This window comes from Acinetobacter sp. SWBY1, assembly GCF_002946595.1.
GTDB lineage: Bacteria > Pseudomonadota > Gammaproteobacteria > Pseudomonadales > Moraxellaceae > Acinetobacter > Acinetobacter towneri.
The window spans coordinates 2179580-2206232 of record NZ_CP026616.1; the positions used below are offsets into that span (position 1 = coordinate 2179580).

28 protein-coding genes and 1 pseudogene are annotated in these 26653 nt (G+C 41.3%); 19 read left to right on the forward strand and 10 right to left on the reverse strand.

The annotated features are described in order from the left end of the window. Positions 1 to 235 precede the first annotated feature (235 nt). The 3 genes from C3Y93_RS10505 to C3Y93_RS10515 are packed head-to-tail and all read left to right on the forward strand — an operon-like array spanning position 236 to position 5422. Positions 236 to 3118 carry a type VI secretion system Vgr family protein gene (locus C3Y93_RS10505; RefSeq protein WP_104852876.1) on the forward strand — a complete coding sequence of 961 codons (2883 nt, stop codon included), beginning with the start codon at positions 236 to 238 and terminating at the stop codon, positions 3116 to 3118. Next, a complete protein-coding gene (locus tag C3Y93_RS10510) occupies positions 3118 to 4731 on the forward strand; it encodes a glycoside hydrolase family 19 protein (RefSeq protein ID WP_104852877.1) in 1614 nt (537 codons plus the stop codon). Before C3Y93_RS10505 ends, C3Y93_RS10510 begins: the two co-directional genes overlap by 1 nt. Beyond that, on the forward strand, positions 4718 to 5422 hold the full coding sequence (locus tag C3Y93_RS10515; RefSeq protein ID WP_004970164.1) for a hypothetical protein: 705 nt from the start codon (positions 4718 to 4720) through the stop codon (positions 5420 to 5422). The genes C3Y93_RS10510 and C3Y93_RS10515 overlap by 14 nt, the downstream gene beginning before the upstream one ends. A 54-nt stretch (positions 5423 to 5476) precedes the next feature. Here C3Y93_RS10515 and C3Y93_RS10520 read toward each other — a convergent pair whose 3' ends face one another. Beyond that, complete coding sequence (locus C3Y93_RS10520) at positions 5477 to 6397, reverse strand: Dyp-type peroxidase (protein ID WP_104852878.1); 921 nt, start codon at positions 6395 to 6397, stop codon at positions 5477 to 5479. A 160-nt stretch (positions 6398 to 6557) separates the two neighbouring features. Here C3Y93_RS10520 and C3Y93_RS10525 point away from each other — a divergent pair, with 160 nt between their 5' ends. Both C3Y93_RS10525 and C3Y93_RS10530 read left to right on the forward strand, forming a co-directional pair. Further along, entirely contained in the window at positions 6558 to 7178 is a 621-nt protein-coding gene (locus C3Y93_RS10525; protein ID WP_104852879.1) for a LysE family transporter, read from the forward strand. A gap of 114 nt (positions 7179 to 7292) precedes the next feature. Next, complete coding sequence (locus C3Y93_RS10530; RefSeq protein WP_158660400.1) at positions 7293 to 7679, forward strand: hypothetical protein; 387 nt, start codon at positions 7293 to 7295, stop codon at positions 7677 to 7679. 8 nt (positions 7680 to 7687) lie between these two features. On the opposite strand, the gene znuB is transcribed toward C3Y93_RS10530, so the two are convergent. Genes znuB through C3Y93_RS10545 form a run of 3 tightly spaced genes read right to left on the reverse strand, consistent with a single transcriptional unit; the run spans position 7688 to position 9750 of the window. Then, positions 7688 to 8488, reverse strand: coding sequence for a zinc ABC transporter permease subunit ZnuB (znuB, locus tag C3Y93_RS10535; RefSeq protein WP_104852881.1), 801 nt, complete (start codon positions 8486 to 8488; stop codon positions 7688 to 7690). A gap of 3 nt (positions 8489 to 8491) precedes the next feature. Next, positions 8492 to 9280, reverse strand: a complete 789-nt coding sequence (gene znuC / locus C3Y93_RS10540; protein WP_104852882.1) for a zinc ABC transporter ATP-binding protein ZnuC — start codon at positions 9278 to 9280, stop codon at positions 8492 to 8494. Beyond that, positions 9256 to 9750, reverse strand: coding sequence for a transcriptional repressor (locus C3Y93_RS10545; RefSeq protein ID WP_004970151.1), 495 nt, complete (start codon positions 9748 to 9750; stop codon positions 9256 to 9258). Before C3Y93_RS10545 ends, znuC begins: the two co-directional genes overlap by 25 nt. A 135-nt stretch (positions 9751 to 9885) precedes the next feature. Here C3Y93_RS10545 and C3Y93_RS10550 point away from each other — a divergent pair, with 135 nt between their 5' ends. From C3Y93_RS10550 to C3Y93_RS10595, 10 genes are all read left to right on the forward strand, one after another. Further along, entirely contained in the window at positions 9886 to 10725 is an 840-nt protein-coding gene (locus C3Y93_RS10550) for a metal ABC transporter solute-binding protein, Zn/Mn family (RefSeq protein WP_104852883.1), read from the forward strand. A gap of 172 nt (positions 10726 to 10897) precedes the next feature. Next, the gene (locus tag C3Y93_RS10555) at positions 10898 to 11296 is read left to right on the forward strand and encodes an ATP synthase subunit I (RefSeq protein ID WP_004970147.1); all 399 of its coding nucleotides are present in this window, start codon (positions 10898 to 10900) and stop codon (positions 11294 to 11296) included. Between the two features lie 103 nt (positions 11297 to 11399). Further along, on the forward strand, positions 11400 to 12275 hold the full coding sequence (gene atpB, locus C3Y93_RS10560; protein WP_004970145.1) for a F0F1 ATP synthase subunit A: 876 nt from the start codon (positions 11400 to 11402) through the stop codon (positions 12273 to 12275). A gap of 85 nt (positions 12276 to 12360) precedes the next feature. Then, entirely contained in the window at positions 12361 to 12606 is a 246-nt protein-coding gene (atpE, locus tag C3Y93_RS10565; protein WP_000424060.1) for a F0F1 ATP synthase subunit C, read from the forward strand. A 39-nt stretch (positions 12607 to 12645) separates the two neighbouring features. Continuing rightward, the gene (locus tag C3Y93_RS10570; RefSeq protein ID WP_004970142.1) at positions 12646 to 13116 is read left to right on the forward strand and encodes a F0F1 ATP synthase subunit B; all 471 of its coding nucleotides are present in this window, start codon (positions 12646 to 12648) and stop codon (positions 13114 to 13116) included. A gap of 12 nt (positions 13117 to 13128) precedes the next feature. After that, positions 13129 to 13665, forward strand: a complete 537-nt coding sequence (locus tag C3Y93_RS10575) for a F0F1 ATP synthase subunit delta (protein ID WP_019837171.1) — start codon at positions 13129 to 13131, stop codon at positions 13663 to 13665. A gap of 40 nt (positions 13666 to 13705) precedes the next feature. Then, on the forward strand, positions 13706 to 15250 hold the full coding sequence (gene atpA, locus C3Y93_RS10580) for a F0F1 ATP synthase subunit alpha (RefSeq protein WP_104852884.1): 1545 nt from the start codon (positions 13706 to 13708) through the stop codon (positions 15248 to 15250). An 83-nt stretch (positions 15251 to 15333) separates the two neighbouring features. Beyond that, positions 15334 to 16203, forward strand: a complete 870-nt coding sequence (gene atpG / locus C3Y93_RS10585; RefSeq protein WP_004970136.1) for a F0F1 ATP synthase subunit gamma — start codon at positions 15334 to 15336, stop codon at positions 16201 to 16203. Between the two features lie 29 nt (positions 16204 to 16232). After that, the gene (atpD, locus tag C3Y93_RS10590) at positions 16233 to 17627 is read left to right on the forward strand and encodes a F0F1 ATP synthase subunit beta (RefSeq protein WP_004970134.1); all 1395 of its coding nucleotides are present in this window, start codon (positions 16233 to 16235) and stop codon (positions 17625 to 17627) included. 27 nt (positions 17628 to 17654) lie between these two features. Next, the gene (locus C3Y93_RS10595; RefSeq protein WP_004970132.1) at positions 17655 to 18074 is read left to right on the forward strand and encodes a F0F1 ATP synthase subunit epsilon; all 420 of its coding nucleotides are present in this window, start codon (positions 17655 to 17657) and stop codon (positions 18072 to 18074) included. Positions 18075 to 18153: 79 nt separating this feature from the next. Here C3Y93_RS10595 and C3Y93_RS10600 read toward each other — a convergent pair whose 3' ends face one another. Together C3Y93_RS10600 and C3Y93_RS10605 are read right to left on the reverse strand one after the other, a co-directional pair. Further along, positions 18154 to 18744, reverse strand: a complete 591-nt coding sequence (locus tag C3Y93_RS10600; RefSeq protein ID WP_104853273.1) for a hypothetical protein — start codon at positions 18742 to 18744, stop codon at positions 18154 to 18156. Between the two features lie 335 nt (positions 18745 to 19079). Continuing rightward, positions 19080 to 19625: a glutathione peroxidase gene (locus C3Y93_RS10605; protein ID WP_004970127.1), complete on the reverse strand. Its 546-nt coding sequence runs from the start codon at positions 19623 to 19625 to the stop codon at positions 19080 to 19082. Between the two features lie 285 nt (positions 19626 to 19910). Between C3Y93_RS10605 and C3Y93_RS10610 the strand changes: the two genes are divergently transcribed. Next, on the forward strand, positions 19911 to 20819 hold the full coding sequence (locus C3Y93_RS10610) for a DMT family transporter (RefSeq protein WP_104852885.1): 909 nt from the start codon (positions 19911 to 19913) through the stop codon (positions 20817 to 20819). A gap of 84 nt (positions 20820 to 20903) precedes the next feature. On the opposite strand, the gene C3Y93_RS10615 is transcribed toward C3Y93_RS10610, so the two are convergent. Continuing rightward, complete coding sequence (locus C3Y93_RS10615) at positions 20904 to 21197, reverse strand: hypothetical protein (protein ID WP_228153765.1); 294 nt, start codon at positions 21195 to 21197, stop codon at positions 20904 to 20906. Positions 21198 to 21328: 131 nt separating this feature from the next. Between C3Y93_RS10615 and C3Y93_RS10620 the strand changes: the two are divergent. Beyond that, positions 21329 to 22386 (forward strand): annotated as a pseudogene (locus tag C3Y93_RS10620) (RNA-guided endonuclease InsQ/TnpB family protein). Between the two features lie 34 nt (positions 22387 to 22420). Here the strand turns inward: C3Y93_RS10620 and C3Y93_RS10625 are convergent. The 3 genes from C3Y93_RS10625 to C3Y93_RS10635 are packed head-to-tail and all read right to left on the reverse strand — an operon-like array spanning position 22421 to position 25437. Beyond that, positions 22421 to 22990 (reverse strand): L-threonylcarbamoyladenylate synthase, encoded by a 570-nt coding sequence (locus C3Y93_RS10625; protein WP_004970120.1) that lies wholly within the window; start codon positions 22988 to 22990, stop codon positions 22421 to 22423. Positions 22991 to 23038: 48 nt separating this feature from the next. Continuing rightward, entirely contained in the window at positions 23039 to 24262 is a 1224-nt protein-coding gene (dprA, locus tag C3Y93_RS10630) for a DNA-processing protein DprA (protein ID WP_104853275.1), read from the reverse strand. Between the two features lie 17 nt (positions 24263 to 24279). Then, positions 24280 to 25437, reverse strand: a complete 1158-nt coding sequence (locus C3Y93_RS10635) for a LysM peptidoglycan-binding domain-containing protein (protein ID WP_070155503.1) — start codon at positions 25435 to 25437, stop codon at positions 24280 to 24282. Between the two features lie 121 nt (positions 25438 to 25558). Here C3Y93_RS10635 and def point away from each other — a divergent pair, with 121 nt between their 5' ends. After that, positions 25559 to 26089: a peptide deformylase gene (gene def, locus C3Y93_RS10640; RefSeq protein WP_004970115.1), complete on the forward strand. Its 531-nt coding sequence runs from the start codon at positions 25559 to 25561 to the stop codon at positions 26087 to 26089. Between the two features lie 115 nt (positions 26090 to 26204). Beyond that, positions 26205 to 26633: a DUF2946 family protein gene (locus C3Y93_RS10645; protein WP_104853276.1), complete on the forward strand. Its 429-nt coding sequence runs from the start codon at positions 26205 to 26207 to the stop codon at positions 26631 to 26633. Positions 26634 to 26653: the final 20 nt, after the last annotated feature.

Below are 26653 nucleotides of genomic sequence, written 5' to 3' on the forward strand. Positions count from 1 at the left end.
GACGGCATAACTCAGTTGTAGCATAGCGATTGAAGATTGTCTTGACTGCAGAGTAACGCAATGTGTCATGTTTGTTGATTTTTCATCAATAGAGGGATTGAGGATTATCAAAATTGGCGATGGAGATGGTCTTAACTGCAAATTCCGTTTATCGCTTTATCCATTTTACGCTCTAGATAATTGCCAAGTTGCTGATTAGAATAGCGCCACTATAAAAATAGCAACGATAATAACAATGCAAAGTTCACTCTTTGCTGTATTAGAAAAATTTGGCTTAAGCCCTCAACACCGCACCATTCATATCCAGTTTTCTAATTCAGCCTTAAATCATCAGGTTTTTTTACAATGCTTAAATGGCCAGCATGCCATTAATCAAGGCTTACAGATTGAAGCCTTGTGTCTTGCATCTCATGCACATGTACCCTTAAAGCAATTTATAGGTTGTGCCGTGGCAGTGGATCAACGGACTGACCAAGGCGAGATTTTTCGGCACAGCGGCATCATTACTGCTGCAGCACAAGGCCATAGTGAGGGTGCGTTGAGCTTATATAAATTACAGATTCAGGATGCAACCGCACTTTGGCATAAACGTCGCAATAGTCGGGTATTTATGAATAAAACGGTGCTGGAAGTCAGTGAAATTTTTTTTAAAGAATGGCAAAGCCGTAGCCATTTATTTGCTGCGAGTTTGAGTCTAGATTTAAGTGGTGTCAGTGATCGTTATATAACGCGGCCACTGATCATTCAATCTAACGAAACTGATTATGATTTTTTAACCCGCTTGTGGCGGAGTGAAGGAATCAACTGGTTAATTGATGAAAGTCAGCCGAGGGTTGCAGATTATCTCAGTCCAATCGTCCCACAAAAATTAAGACTGATTGAACAAAATAGTCATTTTCAGTCTTTAAAACGTCGACAGATTGCCTTTCAGCGTTCTAGTGGGGTTGAGCGCAGGGATAGTATTTACGCTTGGATGGCACAGCGTAGCTTGCAACCGAGCGAAGTACAGTTACAACGTTGGCAGCCTGATCTTTTAGCGCAAGATCAGCACTCAGTCGTGTTTTCATCAAATGTTCAAAGTGCAACGCAAAGCCAAGCAGATTTAAGTTTGGAGCAGGTATGGAATTTAAGTTCATCCTATATGCAGGATACAACTGACCAAGATCAGGCTGCTGTTACTGGTACAGCGCAGCTCAATCAATGGGGACAACAGCAAACCCAATACCATACCTTACAGTCGAAATATTTTTCTGCTCAAAGTAATTTAAGAGATGCTCAGGTCGGATATTGGTTTGAATTACAGGGGCATGCCGAAATAGACACGCATCAACAAACAGAGCGTGAGTTTTTAATTTTATCGAAACGGTTTTATAACCAAAACAACTTGGCGCAGGATGTGCACGTACAGTTGGCAGGTCTACTGCAACAAAGCCAGTGGTCTTTTGAATTGCCTGTTGCAAATCAGCCTAAACAATTTTGTGATTTGACTCTGATACGCAGGCATATTGCAGTGGTGCCTGAATTTAATCCTTTGCAGCATCGCCCTGTTGCCTATCCACAGCGTGCACGAGTGGTTGGACCAGCGCATGAAGAGGTACATGTAGATGCATGGGGACGCATTAAAGTACGATTTTTGTTTACTCGTAATGATGATCATCAACATGATGGCGGTGCGGGTGCCAATGACAATGAGAGCGATTCTGCTTGGGTAGATGTACTCACGCCTTGGGCGGGTGAGGGTTATGGTGCCAGATTTCATCCACGTATTGGTGAAATTGTGGTGGTGGATTTTTTTGAAGGTGATATTGACCGTCCGTTTGTGGTTGGACGTTTACATGAGGCAGAACGAATACCGACCCAGTTTGATATGTTGGGCAGCTTGCCCGATAGCAAAAGTTTGAGTGGTATTCGTTCACAGGAAATGCAGGGCACAGGCTTTAATCAGCTCCGTTTTAATGACAGCACAGGACAGCTGAGTGCTCAATTACAAAGCAGTCATGCGGTGAGCCAGCTCAATTTGGGGGCATTAACCCATCCGCAGCAGCATGAACAGTTGACCGATCGAGGAGAAGGCTTTGAGTTGCGCACAGATGCTTTTGGTGCAGTTAGAGCAGGTCAGGGCTTACTGCTTTCAACGCATTCACAAGAACAGGCACAGGCTCATCATTTGGATGTTAGTGCTGCAAAAACACAATTAGATAATAGTTTTGCTGCAAGTCAGAAATTAAGTGAGTTGGCACAAAAGCAGCGAGCTGATCCGTTACAAACACTGGATCATCTCAAGGCATTTATAAATCAGATAGAACAAGAAGATCAGAGTAAAGCTGCTACGTTTAAACAGGCGTTGATGCTGCTATGCGCACCGCATTCAATTGCCTTGTCAACGCATCAGGATATCCATCTTTCGGCAGATCAACAGATTTATCAAAGTGCTGCAGGCGGTATCAATTTTTCAACCCAGAAATCTGTGATTACACATGCACGTGACAAAGTCAGTTTATTTGCTGCAGAGCAAGGTATAAGTGCTTTTGCAGCCAAGGGAAAAGTCGAAATTCAGGCACAAGATGATGGTGTAGATTTTTTTGCACGGGAAGGGATTCAAATTATTTCAACTGAGGGGCGCATTGAAATCAGCAGTCCGAAAGAAATTGTGCTAACGGCAGGCGGTTCACAAATCAAAATAAATTCAAAAGGTGTGTTGAATACAACAGGTGGGAAATTTGAATGTAAGGCGGGGCAGCATTGTTTTGAGGGTGGGGAACGGGTGGCAAGCGTCCAATACAGTTTGCCTCAAGCTGAGACTGAATATAGTCATCAAATTGATTATCAGTGGGATGTTGCAACTGAAGATGAGAAAGAGATTTTTGTTGTCGGAAAGCAAGATGGAAGGCTCATTAACACGAATAAAAATATACAAGATGCAAATCAGAGTGTCAGTTCATTAAGATTTTATACGTCAGAAAAAACTGAATTCGTTGCGTTAGGGTTTAATTCATCCTATGTCTATTTAACTCAGTCGGCTGTACAAGATAATAATATTGATGAATTATGGGTTGAAATAGAAGAAGAAACAGAATTAGAAGAAGATGAAGTTTATGCAGAAGAGGATTTAGGCTAATGAGTAATTTAGTCACAATTACATCAAAATTTTATGATCGTTCAGGGCGTCGGGTGATCAACTTAAATGTTATGTCTAGATACCAAGGTTCAAAACGTGAAAATCTTCAGAAAACTGATCTTCATGGGCAGTTTGTATTTCAGGCATCTCCACAAAGAACAGTAGAAATACTGGCAAAACCACCCAATCAAAAAGATTTTACTGTTTTTAAGGTCATTCATACATCTATTGGTTCATCATCACAAGATCCAATAAAAATTCAGTTACCTAAAACAATTGAAGAATATAAACAAAAAGAATTAGGTGAAACCAAAGCTAGAATTGTTACAACTACTTTTAAAGTGGTAGATTGTGCTGGGAAAGTGGTTTCAAATTTTCCTATTCAATCAAGACCTAGAGGGCGGAAAAATGCTTATGAACGATATACCAATGAAAATGGGATCGTGGAGGTATTGTCATCACCACAGCGTGATATTGAAATTTTGGTGTTAACTTCAAATGATCAATTTGTCGTGAAATGTGAGGTAAATTCTAAAAATGGCTCACAGCAGCCGATTTTAATACAACTCGATGAACCATATAGTAATTTCAAAAGCCGATCTGAATTAAAACTAAAAGATAGAACAGGTGAGCAGTTAATTGAAACTCCAACTGATATTGAAATGTTGATGTTGGATACGGGTAAAAAACAGATAATTACCATTTTAAATGGCAGTACTCCATTGTTCAGTATGGTGGGGCAGCGTTTGCAATTTAGAGTATTAAAGCCGAATGGGGATGCTTTAAGCCCTGTGACTTATAGTGCAAAAAGAATGCGTGCAGATGCGGTTGAATTGCGTTTGGATGTGGAGGTTGTTAAAGGTATCACGGCAGAGGGTAGGCCGAGTATTGAGAAAAGTATCAAGTATAATTTAGAGGAGATAGTTTCATTAAGTTTTTTTAAAGCTGTTTATGGCTCTAATAAACTATTTTCTCATCGTGTAATGAAAGGGCGATCGACACATAATACTCCACCTGAAAAATTTGTTATAGAGTTAAACAAAAGCCTAATTAAGCATAATCTTAAAGACAAATTAATGTTATGTCATTTTTTAGCACAAATTTATCATGAGTGTGATCATTTTAATACATTGATTGAGTATGCGAGCGGTAAGGATTATGATATTTCAAATTTTCCACCATCTGTTTGTGATATAAAAAAAAGCCGAGCATGTAGAAGAAGAAAACAAATTTTGGCTGAAGGAAACTCATCTTTAGGAGATGGCCCTAAATACAAAGGGCGAGGCTTAATTCAGCTAACTTGGAAAAGTGCGTATAAAAAATATAAAAGCTATTCTGGAATTGACGTGGTTAATAATCCGGAATTACTCTGTGATGATTTATTTCATGCTGTAGATAGCTCAGTCTGGGCTTTTAATGTATTTAAAAATGCTGATAGTTTAATTCACAAAGGATATAAAGATTTAAATGGCACTTATAGTGATAACTATCATTTAAAAGTTGTTGAATCTGTTAGTAGGAGAATAAACGGTGGAAATAATGGTATGGCTGAAAGAAAAAAATTATTTATAAAAATATTAAAAGAGGTTGAGAAAAGAGATGGGTTTAAATAAATTTTATCTATTTTTTTTATTGCTTTTTACTTGTTATGTATCGGCAGAAGAAATATTGATTAAAGAAAAAAATAGTATTTATTATAATGAAAACGGAGAAAATTTCTTATTATTTAATAAAAAAGACTATTGTTTTGATAAAGATGCTTTTTCAGTAGAGTATTTTGGTATTCCTTTAAAAAAATATGTAGTGGTCAATTATACTGAAGACTGTAATCCAAGTGGGCAGTATCGAATATTTGAAATTTCTTCCCTGAAGGCAAAAGAATTTTATTTAAGTCCTTTGTATGATCCTGAATTTATAAATAATCAGATTATTGAAAGGTTCAAAGATGGAGCAATCAGCTACAAAAGAATCTATACATTAAAGTCTGGAAGCTATTCAAGACAAGAGGAATGGAAATCTTTGGCTCCAAACATAAATATAAGTACTTATTTTTTAAATGGTTATAAAGTTTATGTGCTTAAAGATGACTTAGGAAGAGAGATTCAAAATCTGATGATAACTTCTCCTAAAGCATTCTTGTTTGATCGTTATTTTATTCGGAAAAAGTCTTATCTCATCCAAGGGGATCGAGTCAAAATAAACCATATTGCAAAAAACAAAGATAATTTTTTCCTAAGTATTGATTATATTAGTAAAAAAAATGGAGTGGTAAAGGCATATATTATGCTGTCCGATGTTATTTGATGTATAGGATAATCCTCATGAAGTCGCTTTGTAGCAACTTCATGATAGCTTTGATCAACCTTCCATCACTTCTTCTAATAACTCTTCACTTGGGGCAAAGTAATATGCACCGTCTAGAGCAGTCACAAAGTGCAATAAACGGTCATGGATGCCATCACCTGAAGTACCAAACATACGTTCTAACATGGCATCAATAATGCTCAAATCTTTGGTATAAGCAATAAAGAATAAACCCTGATCGCCCTTGCCATCACCATAAGGTAAAGAGTGGCGCAAAATTTCCATTTCATCGCCTGCATCATCTTCAACGACTGTACGTGAAACGTGCGAATTTTCAGGTTGTACATCTTCGTCTAATTCAATCGATTCAAGTTTGGTGCGTCCAATCACGTGTTCTTGGGCATCGACTTTGAGCTTTTTCCATTTTTCTAAATCGTGACAATAGCGCTGTGCAAAAATAAAAGAACCATCGGCAAACACGCCTGCATCTTCCCCTAAAAGTGCAACTTCGGCACGATCATCTGGAAATTGTGGGTTTTCGGTACCATCAATAAATCCCGTCATGTCGCGTCCATCAAAATAACGGAAACAGACCCGTTCATCCAACACTTCAATTTTGTCTTGGATCCCCTCAAAAAAGGCCTGACTGAGCGCAAAGCAAATATCTGAACGGGCACTCGCGAGATGAATAATCACATCGGCAGGCACGACAGGCATTGGGTACGCCCCTTGAATCGGTTGTAATTGTTTAAAACCATCTGGAGATTGCTCATAGAGTTGTGCCCAAAGTTCAGGACCAAAAGCAACGCCAGTTTTAATTTGGGCATGTGGATGTTGGGTAATCAAACGATCCCGTGTGCTAAACAAGTCAGCCAATTTTTCTTTTAACTCAGTAATGCTTAAGTCTTTTAAACGAAGTACAAGAAAGCGAGCATGATCTGAAGGTAGTGGCAAAATTACAGATTGGGCAGTCATGTATAGCTCCTGAAAATTTGTTGTTTTCTATAAAGTTGACTTTATTGTGCCTGATTGTATGTAGGCTTAATAGCCTCAACCCGATTTTTATTCCACGTTTTTAGTCATGAGATTAAGTGAAATATCATATAATGCACTGTCTTGTGAAAAGCGGCGATATATGTCTTATCAAGTTTGGATTGCGTTTATGTTGGCCTGTTGGGTGATTAGTGTTTCACCTGGCGCGGGTGCAATAGCATCTATGTCGAGTGGTTTGAATTATGGTTTTCGACATGGTTATTGGAATGCGATTGGTCTACAACTGGCTTTATTATTGCAAATTGCGATTGTAGCCGCAGGGGCAGGGGTATTATTTGCGACAACGCCTTGGGCATTTCTAATTGTGAAATGGTTTGGTGTGGCATATTTGTTATATTTGGCGTATTTGCAATGGGCAGCGCCTGCACAGTCGATTGAAATTCAGCATGAGCTGACGCGAAAATCTGCTGGAAAATTAGTGATGTACGGCTTTCTAGTCAATATGAGCAATCCCAAAGCAATTGTGTTTTTATTGGCAGTTTTACCGCAATTTTTAGATTTATCTAAACCACAATGGACGCAATATGCAATTATGGCGTTGACCATGATTAGTATTGATTTGATTGTGATGGCGGGCTATACGGGCTTGGCCGCTAAAGTTTTACGTTTGTTAAGATCATCGAAGCAGCAAAAAGTCATGAATCGTACTTTTGCTGCATTGTTTGCAGGCGCTGCTTTTTTGTTGAGTTTGGTGCATCAGTAATGGCCTCAATTACACAAAAGTGTATGCTGTAATTATAAAAAAAATAGATTGAGATATACGTTGAAAATGAAAGGTATTCCGCGAGCACGTTATTGGCAACATTGGTGGATTAGCATGTTGCTTTTGAGTTTTTCAACTTTAATTGCAATTGGATTAGCGATTCACTTTTCAGTAGATCGCGTGTTTTGGCCAATTGCTTTGATGGCACACTTGAGTATCAATTTAATTTTTTCTTTTGTATTTGCCGCTTTTCAAACTTATTTTAAACATTCGGTGTGGCAAAGTGTGGTATTGATTAATATCACAGCTGTGTTGTTGATTGCCATTCATGCAATGTTTTATCTACAAACAATAGATTGGAATGCTGTATCAGAAGGTCAGCAGCAATTGAGTCTTTTACAGCAAGTGATTCACAGTGATATGGCACTGTGGATAGTGTATATGCTGCCACTTTTGGTCGTAATGCTCATTGCTGCAATAAAAAAATATAGATACTCATGAACAAAAAACTAAGCCATCGTTCTCACTTTTTGAACGCTAAAAATTACCGCAAAAATGATCGCCATAGTCATCACAATACTTAAACCTGTCGAAATATTTAAGCCCGCACTTGACCATAAACCTACGCTGACTGCAATTTGCGCTACAATAAATGCCCAAATCACCATTTGTTTAGGCGAGTGAGCCAATAAACGTGCGGTTAAAGCAGGAATCACCAACAATGCGCCCATCAATAAAGATCCGACTGCACGTAAAGCCAATACGGTAAATAATGCCAACAACAACATAAAAATCAGGCGTTGCCATTGGGCATTCACGCCTTCACTGACCGCAATATCAGGGTCAATTGCAATTTGAATTTGTGCCTGCCAAAATTTATACAGCACCGCTAAAGCAACAATAATCACTAGGGCAAATACAGGTAAATCTGCCCATGAAATGGTGAGTAAATCGCCAAATAAATAGCTCAGCAATTCAGGACGCAAACTTGGAATATGCTGAATAAAGAGCAACCCTGAACAGAGCAAGGTTGCAGAGCAGAGCGCCAATAATGCATCACTTGGCAACCGTGGATCATGTAAAATCCACAAAACACCCACCAATAATAATGCCAAGAATGTCACGCCCATCCACAGAGGCAAACTCAACGCCCCTGCAATCGCCACACCCAATAACGTACCATGTGCCATCGTATCGGCAAAAAAGGACATGCGTCGCCACAGCATTAAACAGCCCAGTGGGGCTGTCAAAAATACCAACAAACTGCCCATGATCCATGCAGGTAACAGCAATTGTAGCCAATCCATCATGGGTTAAGCTTCCGGTTCAGGGTGAATATGAGGACGTGAATCATGCTGACAAGGCTCGGCATGATCTCCATGTGCACAGTGTTCATGGTGATGTTGATAAAACACCCGATTGGTTCCAAAAATAGCTTGATATTCAGGATGTTGTTGTACATTCTCGGGCAAACCGCTGCAGCAAATATGTTTGTTTAAACAGACCACACGGTGCGTACCTTGCATGACCCATTGCAAATCATGCGACACCATCAACACCGCACAGCCATATTTGTGCGGTAAGTTGCGCACATAGTCATACAGTTCAGCTTCGGACTGAATATCCAGTCCTTGCATCGGCTCATCCAGTACCAAAACATCGGGTTGACGCAATAAAGCACGTGCCAGTAAAACCCGCTGTCGCTCACCACCAGACAGTTGTTGTACTTTCGAATCTTGCAGTTTGGCAATCCCAGTATCGCGGATAATTTCTGCTTTAATTGCGTCTGGGCATTTTTCTAAAGCCAGTAAATCTTTCACTCTTAAAGGCAAGCTGTGAGAAGGATTAAACTTTTGCGGTACATAAGAAAAGGTCAGCTTGCGAGCATTTACGAGCTTGCCTGCATTTGGTTTGACAATGCCAAGCAAGACTTTAATTAGAGTCGACTTTCCTGCGCCATTGGGGCCAATTAGCGTGACAATTTCACGTGCATGTAATTCAAAATCGACATTTTTTAAAATATCGCGCTCATCTATTCGCACCTGAATATTGTGCAAGGCGATGAGCGGTGCAGTGGTTATTTGCTGTTGCACTGCTGACATTTTCCAGAAATCTCAATAATGCTGTGATGCGGGCTAAAGCGGTCAGAGGCTGCCAACTGATCTAATTGCTCTAATAAACCTTGCGCTGAAGCTTCTTTAACGACTTTACATTCAGTACAGATCAAAAAAGCCGCTTGGTGTCCTTCACGTGGATGACAGCAAGGAATATAGGCATTGATTGAAGTCAAACGGTGAATTAGTCCTTTTTCCAGTAAAAAATCCAAAGTACGGTACACCGTTGGCGGTGCTGCAGGACGATCAGACTCACTTTTAATTTTCGCCAATAAATCATAAGCACCCATTGGTGCAGATGCCTTGAGAATGAGTTCCAACACTTCTTTACGTAGCGGTGTTAAACGAGCACCTGTTGCCGCACATAAACTTTCAGCTTCGGCAAGACGTTGATCGACATTGTGATGGTCGTGAACGCCATGTAATGCATTGTGATGCTCGTGCGAACATAAGCTCATAGCCACCCCAGTTGAACTTTAAAAGAAAAACGACAGTAAATCTTAGCATGAAGCGTTATTAGTTTCGATTATACGTAGGTATTTTTATAAATTTGTTATATTATAACATTTGTCGATTTTTCGTGATATGCCGCAATGTTTCGTTTATTTAGTTTCTGTCTTTTAGCGTTATGCAGTACTGTCAGCATGGCGCAGGCTTTGGTGGTGTCTACCCATCCTATCTATTTGATTGCCCAAAAAGTCACGCAAAATATCGAAACACCCACGTTATTACTGGCAGATCAAACAGGGCATGATGTATCGCTCACGCCTGCACATCGAAAAATCATCCAAGATGCGGATTTAATTATTTGGCTAGGTAAGGCGCATGAAGCACCGCTAGAACGTGTATTACATCAAAATCCTAAAGCGATTGCTTTATTAGATACGGGCATTATGAAAACTTTGCCGCAGCGTTCAGAACGTGGTGCAGCATTAAAAAATACAGTAGACAGCCATGTCTGGCTAGACCCAAACAATGCGGTGCGTATCGGCTTCTTTATTGCCGCGTTACGTTCTCAGCAAATGCCTGAACATCGCGATGCTTATTGGAACAACGCACGTGCCTTCGCACAGAGTTTATTCAAAAGTGCAAGTCAGTTTCAGACTCAAACTGCAGTACAGCCATATTGGGCTTATCACGATGCCTATCAATATTTAGAACGTGCCTTAAATTTAGAATTTTCTGGGTCGATGACCAATGATCCGCATATTGCGCCAACAGTCGCACAAATTAAATATTTGAACGATCACCGACCAAATCCAAAAATGTGCCTACTTGCAGAAGGACATGCCAGTAAAAATCAGTATATGAAATTGAATCCAATTGTGTTTCAAAAGGTCGATGAAAGCATGCGCGGTGCAGATGATTTTGTGCAAGCGTGGCAGCAATTAGCCAAGCAAACCAAGGCTTGTGTATTAAATGCACGAAAATGATGCGTTTTTTAAGCAAAATTGAAATATGACAATTCCGAGACAAACATGCAAAAAAACACGACTAAGGTCGGGAAACGATTGCATGTTCAGGGGGCTAACTCTATAATGCCTGCGATAAAAAACGATCATCAGTTGAACTTGTCAAGCATTAATGCTGTGAGTGGATAAAAAAATGAGCCGAACTAGTCGCTTGATTGACCGACGATTAGCTAAAGCTTTGGTCTTCTTACAAGCATTCATGATTCCAGTTTCAGCCCTGATAGCGTGGGTCTTGAAAGACTCAACGGCTGCCTTAAGCGCTGCACTTGGTGCTAGTGTTTGTTGGTTGGCAAGTTGTTATTTTTCATGGCAGTCGTTTCGAGCAGCAGGTGCACGAGCGTCCAGACAGGTTCTTTCGAACATGTATAGAGGAATGCTCGGTAAGTTTGCAATCGTGATCGTAGGATTCATTTTAATTTTAAGCAATGTACAGCCGTTATCCCCGGTGGCATTGTTTTGTGGTTTTATGCTCGTTCAAAGCATGTCGTGGGTTGCGCCATTTTGGGTGTCACGATTACAAAAACGAGTCTAAACGCAGCAAAAATTGAAAAGTTTTTCAGGAATAGGCGAGATATCAAGCAGCACGCGATGTTCGTTTGTTCTATTAGTTTTTTTACATTGACCAGGTGTGATTTATGGCTGCTGAAGAACATGCCCTTACTTCGACCGAGTATATCAAGCATCACTTGACCAATATGACCTATGGCAAAATGCCAGACGGTTCATGGAAGTTGGCTGAGTCTGCTGAAGAAGCTCAACAGATGGGGTTCACTGCTATTCACTTGGATTCAATGGGTTGGTCTATCGGACTTGGTCTGATCTTCTGTTTATTGTTCTGGATTGTTGCGAAAGCTGCAAATTCAGGCGTGCCTGGTAAATTCCAGTCAGTAATTGAAGTGATTATCGAGTTTGTGGATTCAAGTGTACGTGATACCTTCCATGGGAAGTCTCGATTAATTGCACCCTTAGCATTAACCATTTTCGTGTGGATTTTCCTCATGAACTTGATGGATTTAATCCCTGTTGACTTTATTCCTTATGTAGCTCAACAGGCGATTGCATCTATGCTGGGTGTGGACCCTCATCAGGTTTACTTTAAAATTGTTCCGACTACAGATCCAAACATTACCTTAGGTATGTCTATTTCTGTATTCTTCTTAATTATTTTCTATAGTATTCGTGAGAAAGGTGTTGGCGGCTTCGTTGGTGAGTTGGCACTTAACCCATTCAACCCAAGTAATCCAGTTGCTAAAGTGCTTTTAATTCCATTCAACTTATTGTTGGAATTGACTACTTTCTTGGCGCGACCAGTTTCATTGGCTCTACGACTGTTCGGTAACATGTATGCGGGTGAGTTAATCTTCATTCTTATCGCGTTATTACCGTTCTGGATCCAGTGGGCATTGTCTGTGCCTTGGGCGATTTTCCACATTTTGATTATTACGCTACAAGCATTCATTTTCATGATGTTGACTATCGTGTACATGAGCATGGCAAGCGAAAAGCATTAATGGTATGGCCTAACTGTCATCGGGCGGTTGGGCACACAATTTTTTAACTTAATTTGGTATAAAACCTAACCTCTGAGGAATTATCATGGAACTCACTTTAGGTCTAGTTGCAATTGCATCTGCTATCTTGATCGCTTTCGGTGCTTTAGGTACTGCGATTGGTTTTGGTCTTTTAGGCGGTCGCTTCCTTGAAGCTGTTGCTCGTCAACCAGAATTGGCTCCACAACTTCAAACTCGTATGTTCTTAATCGCAGGTCTTCTTGATGCTGTGCCTATGATCGGTGTTGGTATTGGCTTGTTCTTCATCTTCGCTAATCCATTTGTAGGTTAATCAGCTTAATTCCGAAATTCACTATTTGAGGAATTTGCAATGAATATCAACCTCACATTGTTTGGCCAAGCGATTGCATTTGCGATTTTCGTCGCATTCTGCATGAAGTTTGTATGGCCACCACTAATCAATGCGATTAGTGAGCGTCAGCGTCGTATTGCTGACGGCTTAAATGCAGCTGAAAAAGCAAAAGCTGATCTTGCCGATGCGCAAGCTCAAGTGAAAGCTGAATTAGATGCAGCTAAAGCACAAGCGGCTCAATTGATCGAACAAGCGAATCGTCGTGCAGCACAATTGGTAGAAGAAGCGCGTACCCAAGCATCTGCTGAAGGTGAGCGTATTCGTCAACAAGCGAAAGAAGCTGTTGATACAGAAATCAATTCTGCTCGCGAAGAATTACGTCAACAAGTGGCTGCACTTGCAGTAACTGGTGCTGAGAAAATTCTTAGCCAGCAAGTTGACGCAGAAGCTCACAATGCCATGCTGACTCAGCTGGCTGCTAAACTTTAAGAGAGGCAGATTATGGCTGAACTCTTGACGTTGGCACGCCCATACGCTAAAGCAGCATTTGCTTACGCTTCTGAGCAAGGTGCAACTGACACTTGGTCAACAGCACTTAACTTGCTCAGTGCTGCGGTGCAAGACGAAGCATTTTCAGCTTACTTAAATCGCCCTGAGCTTACGCCTGCTGAGCAGGTGAGTATTTTTGCCAAAGTTTTAGGTGAAGACCAAACTGCAGCAGTGTCAAACTTTTTGACATTGCTTGCTGAAAACAACCGTTTGGCTTTGCTTCCTGAAATTCAAGCAGAATACGAACAGCTCAAATCACAGAATAACAATACTGTGGATGTTGTGATTGAATCAGCATTCCCATTGACTTCTGTACAAGAACAAATTCTTGCTCAAGCGTTAGAAAAACGTTTCGCTGCGGCAGTAAATGTTTCTGTAGAAGTGAACCCAGCGTTAATTGCGGGTGTGGTTATTCGTGCAGGCGACCAAGTGATAGATGATTCTGCGCTTAACAAGCTTGAAAAAATGCGGACACGTCTTTTAGCTTAATTGCGAAGACTGAACTAATAAAAGATTGAGGTATAGCGCAATGCAACAACTGAATCCATCCGAGATCAGTGCGCTCATTAAACAGCGTATCGGCGATCTGGACACCAGCGCGACCGCTAAAAACGAAGGTACCATTGTTATGGTATCCGACGGTATTGTGCGCATTCACGGCCTTGCTGATGCAATGTACGGTGAAATGATCGAATTCGACGGCGGCTTATTTGGTATGGCACTGAACCTAGAACAGGATTCAGTGGGCGTCGTTGTTTTAGGTAACTACTTAAGCCTTCAAGAAGGTCAAAAAGCACGTTGCACAGGTCGTGTATTAGAAGTTCCGGTTGGTCCAGAACTTTTAGGCCGTGTAGTAGATGCTTTGGGTAACCCAATTGATGGTAAAGGCCCTATTGATGCAAAATTAACTGATGCTGTAGAAAAAGTAGCACCAGGCGTAATTTGGCGTCAATCAGTGGATCAACCTGTTCAAACTGGTTATAAATCAGTTGATACCATGATCCCTGTAGGCCGTGGTCAACGTGAGTTGATCATTGGTGACCGTCAAACTGGTAAAACAGCAATGGCGATCGATGCGATCATCGCTCAGAAAAACTCTGGCATTAAGTGTGTATACGTAGCAATTGGTCAAAAACAATCGACTATCGCAAACGTAGTACGCAAGCTAGAAGAAACTGGCGCTATGGCGTATACAACTGTTGTTGCAGCAGCAGCGGCAGATCCAGCAGCAATGTTGTATCTTGCTCCGTACTCTGGCTGTACAATGGGTGAATACTTCCGTGACCGTGGTGAAGACGCGCTTATCATTTATGATGACTTGTCTAAGCAAGCTGTTGCGTATCGTCAAATTTCATTGCTTTTACGTCGTCCACCAGGTCGTGAAGCGTATCCAGGTGACGTGTTCTATCTACACTCGCGTCTACTTGAGCGTGCTTCTCGTGTATCTGCTGACTATGTTGAGAAATTCACTAACGGTGAAGTTAAAGGTCAAACTGGTTCTTTAACTGCATTGCCGATTATTGAAACTCAAGCAGGTGACGTATCTGCATTCGTACCAACCAACGTAATTTCGATTACAGATGGTCAGATCTTCTTAGAAACATCATTATTCAACGCGGGTATTCGTCCTGCTGTGAACGCGGGTATTTCTGTATCGCGTGTTGGTGGTTCTGCTCAAACTAAGATCATCAAAAAATTGTCTGGTGGTATCCGTACCGCTTTGGCGCAATACCGTGAATTGGCAGCGTTTGCTCAGTTCGCTTCTGACCTTGACGAAGCAACTCGTAAGCAACTTGAACATGGTCAACGTGTAACTGAGTTAATGAAGCAGAAACAATATGCACCATACTCAATTGCTGACCAAGCTGTTTCAGTTTATGCATCTAACGAAGGCTACATGGCTGACGTAGAAGTGAAGAAAATCGTAGACTTTGATGCTGCGTTAATTTCTTACTTCCGTTCAGAAAATGCTGCGTTAATGCAACAAATCGATGAAACTGGTGATTTCAACAAAGACATCGAAGCTGCAATCAAAGCAGGTATTGAAAGCTTTAAAGCGACTCAAACTTACTAATTTAGCATTGGCTAGTTAGGGGTTTGGTTCACGGAATCAACCTTCGGAAGCCTGAAAGGGCTTTCGAATACTAGGTTAAGCGTATGGCAAATTTAAAAGAAATTCGCGCCAAAGTTGCTAGTATCAAGAGCACGCAAAAGATTACTCGCGCGATGCAAATGGTTGCTGCTTCTAAGATGCGTCGTGCGCAAGAGCGCATGGCTCAAGGCCGTCCGTATGCCGAAAATATGCACCGTGTAATTGCTCATTTGGTACAGGCGAACCCTGAATACAAACACCGTTATATGATCGAACGCCCTGTAAAACGCGTGGGTTATATCATTGTTTCTTCAGATCGTGGTTTGGCAGGTGGCTTGAACATTAACTTGTTCAAGAAAGTTGTAAAGCATGTACAGCAACAACAAGAGCAGTCAATTGAAGTTCAGTTTGCTTTAATTGGTCAAAAAGCGGTTTCGTTTTTTAAAAACTACGGCGGTAAAGTGCTTGGTGCAACTACAAACGTAGGTGACGCGCCAAGTCTTGAACAGTTATCTGGCTCTGTGCAAGTGATGTTAGATGCGTACGATAAAGGCGAGTTAGATCGCATTTACCTCGTGTCAAACGGCTTTGTCAATGCCATGACTCAAGATCAGAAAATCGAACAACTTGTTCCTTTAGCATCTGCTGAAGAAAACAAGACTCTTAACCGTCAATACGGTTGGGATTATATCTATGAACCAGAAGCTGAAGAGCTGTTAAATGGTTTATTGGTTCGTTACATCGAGTCTATGGTTTATCAAGGTGTGATTGAAAACATCGCATGTGAACAGTCTGCGCGTATGGTTGCAATGAAAGCTGCAACAGATAACGCAGGTGAACTGATCAAGAGCCTACAACTTATTTATAACAAGCTGCGTCAAGCCGCGATTACTCAGGAAATTTCTGAAATCGTTGGTGGTGCCGCTGCCGTTTAACATTATTAGTTTGAATTGAGGAGACAGCAATGAGTGGCGGTCGTATCATTCAGATCATCGGCGCGGTTATCGACGTCGAGTTTGAACGCAACAGCGTTCCTAAGATCTATGACGCTCTCCAAGTTGACGGTACTGAAACTACATTAGAAGTTCAGCAACAACTTGGTGATGGCGTAGTTCGTACTATTGCAATGGGTTCTACTGAAGGCCTTAAGCGTGGTTTGAACGTAACTAACACTAACGCTCCAATCTCTGTACCTGTAGGTACAGCGACTCTTGGTCGTATCATGGACGTTCTTGGTCGCCCTATCGACGAAGCTGGTCCAGTTGCAACTGAAGAGCGTTTACCAATTCACCGTCAAGCGCCTTCTTATGCAGAACAAGCGGCTTCTACTGACCTTCTAGAAACAGGTATTAAAGTCATTGACTTACTTTGCCCGTTCGCAAAAGGTGGTAAAGTTGGTCTGTTCGGTGGTGCGGGTGTTGGTAAAACCGTAAACATGATGGAGTTGATCAACAACATCGCTAAAGCGCACTCAGGTTTATCTGTATTCGCTGGTGTTGGTGAGCGTACTCGTGAAGGTAACGACTTCTATCACGAAATGAAAGACTCTAACGTTCTTGACAAAGTAGCAATGGTCTACGGTCAGATGAACGAGCCGCCTGGTAACCGTTTACGCGTAGCGTTAACTGGTTTGACTATGGCTGAGTACTTCCGTGATCAAAAAGATGAGAACGGTAAAGGTCGTGACGTATTATTGTTCGTAGACAACATCTACCGTTATACACTAGCAGGTACTGAAGTATCAGCACTTCTAGGTCGTATGCCATCTGCAGTAGGTTATCAGCCTACACTTGCAGAAGAGATGGGTGTTCTTCAAGAACGTATTACTTCAACTAAGTCTGGTTCGATTACATCTATTCAAGCTGTATACGTACCTGCCGATGACTTGACTGACCCATCACCTGCTACAACGTTCGCGCACTTAGACGCAACTGTAGTATTGAGCCGTGATATTGCATCTCAAGGTATTTACCCTGCGATCGATCCACTAGACTCAACTTCACGTCAGTTAGATCCATTAGTTGTTGGTACTGAGCATTACGAAATTGCTCGTTCAGTTCAAAACGTTCTTCAACGTTATAAAGAATTGAAAGACATTATCGCAATTCTTGGTATGGACGAATTGTCAGAAGAAGACAAACTTACTGTATACCGTGCACGTAAGATCCAACGTTTCTTCTCTCAACCGTTCCACGTAGCTGAAGTATTTACTGGCGCGCCTGGTAAACTTGTACCGCTTAAAGATACAATTCGTGGCTTTAAAGGTCTTCTAGCTGGTGAATACGATCATATCCCAGAACAAGCGTTCTATATGGTTGGTGGTATTGACGAAGTGATTGCTAAAGCCGAGAAACTTTAATTAGCAGCTCTAATTTAGGAGATTCTCATGGCGACTATGCAATGTGATGTTGTAAGTGTAAAAGAGTCTTTGTACTCGGGCACTGTGACTATGCTAATTGCAAAAGGTGCTGGCGGTGAACTCGGTATTATGCCGGGTCACGCACCACTGGTAACTTTGCTTCAGCCGGGTGCAATCCGCGTTCTGCTGGAAAATGGTACAGAAGAATTAATCTATGTATCTGGTGGCGTTCTAGAAGTTCAACCGCATGTTGTTACGATTCTTGCAGATACTGCAGTTCGTGCAGAAAACTTAGATGAAGCGGCAATTATTGAAGCGCGTAAACACGCTGAACAATTGTTGGCAAATCAAAAGAGCGATTTGGACTCTGCTGCTGCTTTGGCTGCTTTGGCAGAAACTGCTGCACAGTTGGAAACCATCCGCAAAATCAAAAACCGCGCACTTTAATTGTCGGTTTAAGATTGAAAGAAGCCATTCGAAAGAGTGGCTTTTTTTATACTGTTTATAATTGAAGTCTTATCTTTGCTTAGGATGCCATATTGGTGGTATCAGTAGGTTGATTCGATTCGCCCTGTAAAATCATCCCCGCCAGCTTTAGCATTTCAGCTTGAATACTCCCCATTTGCTGTTCCAGTTTTTTAAAGTCCACTTTGCTTAAATCGATTTGTCCATTTAAAAATGGTGAAGCCAAAACTTGCTGATTGGCAGCCAATAAGTTTTGACGGATGGTATCAATTTCCTGTGTTTTTAAGTCTAGGCTGCTTAGTGTTTGATTGAAGCCTTGTAACTGCTGTTGTAATTGAGTCGCTGCAATTTGTAATTGTTGTGGATCTTGCGCATCTACAGCGGTTTGCAATTCAGACTTGGTTTGATTCAGTTGTTCGACATATTGACCTGCTTTGAGCTGTAGATCAGCCACATCGCGCACAATATAGAACATATTGCCACTGCTTAATGGAGCGTTGGTTGGGTTTGTATTGCTGTTGGATGATGCGCTGGAATCATCTTGATTAGTTGTTTGCGTTTGCGGCGTGTTCATTTGATCACAGGCGCTGAGTAGCAAGGCAGAACTCAATAGTGCAAACGGAAGTAGTGTCTTCGAAGATACATTTTTCATATTCATGTGATTTTTGGTACTCATTGAGAATGAATATAAAACGAAAATATGAATAAAAAACAGATTGTTGCAAAGCAATAACAAATCTTAATTTTTTTGTCTAAATCAAAAAAAATAGGAGTTTTAAAGAAACTCCTATGAATTACACTTCTTTCATAAAAGAAAAATGATCATAAGTAATGCGTCGAATTGATGTCGAATTGATATTGATAGTCCCTTCTCTTGCGCCATATATGGCTCAGGATGAGGAATATATTCCGCAAGAGGATGGGGGAGCTGAATTATTGATTTAAAGAGAATTTATGAAAGAACTCTTTAACTTGCTGAATAAAAAATTATTTAGCCAATTCAGCCTCAATCGCTTCTACAATGCGCGGGTCATCTGCGGTTAAATCTGGGGCAAAACGCGCCACCACTTCACCTTGTTTATTCACCAAAAACTTTTCAAAGTTCCACAATACTTCAGGTGGTTCATTTGGGGTTAAGCCGTAATCAACCAAATCTTTCCACCATGGGCCTTCACCAATACGTTCAGGAATTGCTTGCGTTAAAGCCGTGTAGAGAGGATGTTTTTCTGCACCCACGACTGGAATTTTAGCAAACAATGGAAAACTCACCTGATAATTCAGTGAGCAAAATTCCTGAATTTCTGTATCGCTGCCCGGTTCTTGTGCCAAGAAATCATTCGATGGAAAGGCTAAAATTTCTAAGCCTTGTGCCTGTTTTGCTGCGTAGAGTTGCTGTAAGCCTTCGTATTGCGGGGTTAAGCCACATTTTGATGCCACGTTCACGATCAACAACACTTTTCCTGCATATTGATTTAATGTGGTTTCCGTACCCTGATTGGTTTTTACTGCAATGTCATAAACTGAAGTGCGCATAGTTGCTTCCTAGAATCTGTATTTTACCGCTACTGTTGTAACTGTAATTTTTGGGTACAGCAAGTTTTATAGCAAAGAAATTTACGACACTGATGGAATCCCGCATAGCCGTGATATTGCGCAGAAAAATGTAATTCGTATCTGCATTTTATTTTATTGATGGATAAATCGAGCGAAAAGTGCCATAAATAGACACTGGGTTTTTAGCACTTTGCATCACAAGTCAGTTATAGAAAAGGGTTTCACAGCAGGTATGCTGTTTGGTACAACAAGGATGATGAATACATGATACGGTCAGATAAAGGCGTATTTTGGGCAATTTTATTGCCATTGATTGCGGTATTGATTTGGTCTTTAAATATTGCAGTAACGAGGTATGTGGCGGAGTATATTTCACCCGTCAGTATCAGTTTTTATCGTTGGTTGATTGCTTTTCTGATTTTGACACCATGGATATTGCCAAGAGTTTGGCAGCAGCGTGAGTTGATTCGCCCACATTTGAAACAGTTGGCAGTGCTCAGTGCATTTGGTTTGGTGCTGTATCAAGGTCTCAGCTATACCGCAGCCAATTACACCACTGCAACCAATATGGGCATTATTAATGCGTTTATTCCCATGTTTACGGTCTTGGTTTCGTTGCTGATCTTAAAAGAGATTCCCACACGATTTGCTGTTTTAGGCTGCATGATTTCATTTTTGGGCTTGTTGTATGTAATTGCACAAGGAGATTTACGTCAACTCAGTCAACTGACAGGGCATGCGGGTGATATGCTCATGGTTTTGGCGGTATTTTTTTACGCCTTTTATGGGGTGTTTTTAAAGAAATGGAATTTAAAATTGCCGCTCATGCTGAGTCTTTATGTGCAAATTATATTCGCCTTACTTTACCATCTGCCATTTATTTTGTGGTTCGGCTTGGATCATTTAAATAGCCAAAATGGTTTAAGTGTGCTGTATGCAGGTATATTTCCTTCAATTATTGCACCTTTGGTATGGATGTTGGCCGTTCAATATTTAGGGCCAAATCGCACCAGTATTTTTATGAATTTGATGCCTGTTTTCACGGCTATCATTGCATATTTTTGGTTGGCAGAAGTGTGGGGGAGTTATCACAGTATCGGTGGATTGATTATTTTAACGGGTATTGTGTTGGCACAAATGAAAGCACGCGTACACATTCAAGCAAAAAGTTGAGTTTAATTGGTGTTTTTTTGATCACATAAAGATGTATTTAAAATGCCTTTTATTCAAAATTTATACAGTATTGAGTGTTATGAATTATGACAGTTTTTTTAATTTTTCTAAAATAATTGTAAAAATAGTAAGATAATTTAAATTGTTAAGAAAAAAAGATGAATCTTTCATTGAATATTTGTCTTGGATTAATAGGAAAAATCTATTTGTATAGTCGACTAAATTACTCCATAATTCACGTACTGAAAATGATCCACAGTATTCAATAATCAGTGAAATATCATTTGCAGCAAAATTTTCAAACCCTCTGGATGTGCTTTTATACACATCCTTTTTATGCTCAACCATCCCTATATGGTTGAGCTTTTTTTTATCCACTGGAGCGTAAAACCTCGTGGTTCAGCATGAGGATATAAGCGACTGGAGTAAACCATATGAACGACACGAAATGTCGTTTTAAATACTTGTAATATAGTCACTATTAAGAAAAATACTGTTAAAATAATTGGATGAAGACACTCAAATTACGCATAAAAGACAAACATTGCAAGGTGCTAAATCAGTTAGCATCCGAAGTAAATTTTGTCTGGAATTATGTCAATGATTTGTGTTTTAAGCATCTGCAACGTAAACAACAATTCTTTTCAGCATACGACCTTGCAAAATACACGAAAGGCACATCGAAAGAATGCAACTTGCACAGTCAAACTATTCAGGCAGTGACAGAAGAATTGGTCACAAGACGCAAGCAGTTCAAAAAAGCAAAACTAAAATGGCGTGTCAGTAATAAAAAATCAGCTATACGTTCACTGGGTTGGATACCGTTTAAAAAGGTTGCAATCAAATATGCTGATGGCTATGTTGAATATGGCAAGCATCAATTTAAACTATGGGATAGTTACGGATTAAGTCAATACAATATCAAAACAGGCACATTCGTAGAAGATAGTCGTGGACGTTGGTATGTTTGTCTTGTAGTTGATGCAGTCAAAATAGAAAAAACAACGCTAAAACCTCAATTGGCATAGATTTAGGTTTAAAAGATTTAGCGACTTGTTCAGATGGCGTAAAACTTAAAGCACCTCAAATCTATCGGCAATATGAACAAAAACTTGGTATTGCTCAACGTGCAAAAAATAAGAAACGTGTCAAAGCCATCCATGCCAAGATTAAAAATGTAAGACAAAACATGCTGCATCAATTCAGCCGAAAACTGGTGAATGAACATGCAGCCATCTTCGTTGGCAATGTGAATGCCAAAGCATTAGCACAAACCAGATTGGCTAAATCAGTGCTAGATGCCAGTTGGACAACACTAAGAACCATGCTCAAGTATAAATGCGAGAACGCAGGGGTATGTTATGAAGAAGTCAATGAAGCCTATACCACCCAAATTTGTTCGTGCTGTGGCTCACGCTATAGTAGTCCGAAAGGTAGAGCAGGACTTGGAATAAGAGAGTGGCAGTGTGTGGAGTGCGGTACGCTCCATGATCGGGATGTAAATTCCGCACTGAATATTCTTGCGCTCGGACATGAGCGTCTAGCAGTAGGAATCTCCGTCCTTTAGGTCGGGGAGGATGTCAACTAAAATTTGTCTAAAGCTAGGCGCGAATCACTGCCCCACTCTCTGCATCTAAAATACGGCTAGGTTGCTGGCTTAAACCCAAATCACCATTTAAGTAGTGCAATTGTTGATGGAAATATTGCGTTGTCTCTTGCAAAGAGCGTGCAGGGGCAAGTCCCGCAGGATTGGCACTGGTCGATACAATAAAGCCATCAAAGGCATGGCATAACGCCATACATAAAGGATGATTGGTTACGCGCACCGCTACTTTGGGGTGTTGACCTGTAATCCACTCTGGAATTGCGGCTGTGCTGGGTAATAGCCAGGTGGTTGCTCGATCTGTGGGATAAGTATTCGTCCATGACGCAATTACGCGATCTCGCATTTCGGGGTTTAAATCCTGCAGCAAATGCTCTACTTGTGACAGATGTCCTGCCAGTAAAATCACACCTTTTTCAATCGGACGCTGTTTCAGACGCAAAATTTCCAAAAATGCCTGTTGATTATATGGATCACATCCCAATCCCCAAACCGCCTCTGTAGGATAGGCCAGTACCTGTCCTTGTTGTAGACATGCAGCGGCTTCGGTGACAGAAGTTGTAATCATGGGAGTTTTACCTAAACAGAAACGTGAAATAGGCGCTTATTGTGAACCTTATTTGAGTGGACGACAACGCAGATATAAACCTGATTGTTGTAAACAGAAGCCCATGAGTTCCAGTTCCATTAATGCGCTGGTGAGTGTGGCAATATCTAAATTCAGTTGCTGTGCCAAGTGATCGATGCTTTGTCCGACCCAATCCAGTTGTTGATACAGTGCCAATAAATGCTCGGGAATATGCGGTGTACTTGTATCTGCTGTTTTTGTTGTGGTGGTTTGAAGTATTGCTTCAGTCGGTGGTGTAGATAATTTTGCTTTTGTTGAAGCTGCTGTAGTCTGATTTTGGCTTGATGCTATTTGGTTTTGTTGATATTGCCATTGGGTGGGTAGGGCTAAATCTTCAATCACTTGTTCAGGATGATCCACTAAAATTGCACCTTCACGAATCAATTGGTGGCAACCTTGATGAAATTCACTGTAAATATGTCCTGGAATGGCAAAAATTAATTTGCCTTGCTCTGCTGCCAGTTTCGCGGTAATCAGCGAGCCACTATTTAAACTGGCTTCAGCAACAATCACGCCTAAACTTAGTCCACTGACAATACGGTTACGTCGTGGAAAATGTTGCTGTAAGGGCTTAGTCTGTGGTAAAAACTCCGTAATCACGGCACCACCACATTCCACAATCTGTTGGCGCAGGCTGTGATGTGCACTTGGATAAGTGCTGTCCAAACCTGTGCCCATGACTGCAATGGTACGTTGATGTTGCAAAGCACCTTGATGTGCGGCTTCATCAATACCTTGTGCCAAACCACTATTGATAAAGAACCCTTGTTCACTTAAATAATAAGCAAAATCATAAGCCACTTGCCGACCATGCGGGCTGGCTTTGCGACTGCCGACAATCGCAATTTGCGCTTGCAACAAAGCCTGTGCATTGCCTTGCCCAAATAAAATGGGTGGCTTGTTGGAATAGGGTCGTAACTGATTGGGATAGTCCGCATCGTCCAAAGTTAGAATAAAATCGCACTGCTGTTGCAGTTGATTCAGACATTGTTCAAAGGCGAGTTGCCCTGTTGGGCTGAGATATTCTTTGGCGCGTTGTAGATGGTTGGCATGAATGCGCACATCTGACCATGTGAGGAGGTGTTCGGGCTGCACTGCGGCAGCCACGGAACCATAATGTTGTACGAGTTTGGAAAAACTAGACAGTGAATGTTGAACCAAATACCACAACAAAATGTAGTTGATTTGCTGTGGGCTGAATGAATTCAACATCACCATCTTAAACCGTTTTAGTCGTCCATTCGTGGTGCTTGTAAGCTCGCACCGACTTTAATTGGTAATTCACTGTCTAAAACATAGGCATAGCTAATGTGGTCAAAGCTCTTGAAGACCATGATATTGCCAATACGTTCGCCCGGAAGCTGAACACGTTCTTTGGTTTTCGGGTCGGTGACCACTTCGCCTTTTTGCGCTACGCTAAACACATGACCAGATTGCACGCCATGTAATGTACCGCGATCAATTGCCACAACACTGTGTTTTGCTGCAGTACCAATCGAACCCATCACACGTAGCACCTGACCACCTGTGCTGACATTTTCAGCATGCGTTGGGTAGAACAAGGTTGGCAGCATTGGGTCATAAATTGGTAAGACGCGATCACCACGACGCACTTCGGCATTGTAGGTATCGGTCAATTCAAGTGTGGTGATGTCATTTTCACCACGTACTGCAATACCTGCAGCAACTTGAGTGAGTTCAATGCCTGCATTGAATTTTTGACCATTGGCATCGGTCAGCATGTACGGTTCGCCTTCACGATATACACCGTAGCGTTGACCTACTTCCAGACCTGCACCACGTGCATACACACTTTGACCTTTAGCAGCTAAAACACGTTGATCAGAAGTACCTAAAATATATGGTGTGCCTTGTAACGCATCTGCGGCAATAATGCTGCTGCGCTCTAACCAGTGTTTGATGTAGTCAAGTGGAATCACAGGAATGGTATTATTTAAAGACTCCACGCGAATTTGCGGCTGTAAATTGGTGCTCTTGCCTGCATAACGACGAATAATGCCTTCACAGCCATCGCCTTCATCTTTACCAATAATAGGGCGACCTTCGTAGGTACACATCAACAAACGGTCACCTGGGAAAATCCAGTGTGGATTTTTTACGTGACGGTTACTTGCCCAAATTTCAGGCCAACGTAATGGGTTGTTCAGGAATTTTTTGGAAATATCCCATAAGGTATCGCCTTTTTTTACCACATACACATTTGGTGCGCTGGCTTTTAAGGCAGGCGGATTGATGTTTCGTGCAGGTGCTGCTTCAGCCACACTGATCGCACCAAGTCCCACTGTGAGACATACCGCGAGTGCTAAAACTTGCTTTTTAAACCCCAAGACACGAAAAGAGGATGTGTCTGTCAAAACCTTTTTCATTATCATAATTCCTAAAATTATGTATGTAGTTGCGTTATAATAACGATCTTACACACATTTTTTTGATGAAGCATTCCTTCATTCGGTTTTTTGATCAATGGCATATCAGTGAGGACGTCCTATGGCCTTATTACCTATTTTAAGTTTCCCGGATCCCCGTTTGCGTACCATTGCCAAACCCGTCGAAGAAGTCACCGACGAAATTCGTCAGCTGGCTGCAGATATGTTTGAAACGATGTATGCCGCACCCGGAATTGGTCTGGCAGCCACACAGGTCGATCATCATATTCAGCTCATTGTCATGGATTTATCTGAAAATAAAGATCAACCCATGGTCTTCATTAACCCCAAAGTTACCGCATTGACTGAAGAGACCCAACCGTATGAAGAAGGGTGTTTGTCAGTGCCTCAAATATACGACAAAGTTGAGCGTCCGTCACGTGTAAAAATTGAAGCGATTAACCTTGAGGGCCAATCCTTTGCGCTAGAAGCGGATGAACTTCTCGCTGTTTGTATCCAACATGAAATGGATCACTTAAATGGCAAATTATTTGTCGATTATTTATCGCCGCTCAAGCGTCAGCGTGCCCGTGAAAAAGTCGAAAAAGTAGTGCGCCAGCGTCAGAAAGAAAAAGTCGCGGTCAAGCGTTAAGACGTAGAACAATCAAGAAGACTAGACGCGCAAGTTTAGACCAAAGCCTAAAAATCAGCCCAATTTCGATTGGGCTTTGTTATACTTGTGCCACACAAATTCAGGATAGATGTTTTTGTTGTTGCGTAGTGGTTTACTGCTTTCATTTATCGCAGTTTTTTTACAGATTGCTGTTTTTTTACAGCCTTTGCTGCCTGAGCAATATCAAGTTGCGCCAGTCTGTGAAACCATCACGCGTGCACTTTTATTGCCACACAAAACAATGACTGCTGTGGGGCATGATGTGCACAGCTCACATCTACATGCAGATCAACAACAAGTTACGACACAAAACGAACATCATCATCACGATGCTTCACATCAATGTCAGTACTGTACGGTATATGGCAATTTAGTCCTACCACCTGAATTAGAGCTGAAAGAAGTGCTTGATCGTATTCAAGTGCGCCTTTTGGCATTCCAAAAACGTTTCCAACACGTTTGGTTTGCACTTCAGCAACTCTTTTTACTTCCGCAAGGACGTGCTCCGCCTCACTTTGCATAAATTCAAGATTTTTTCGGGTC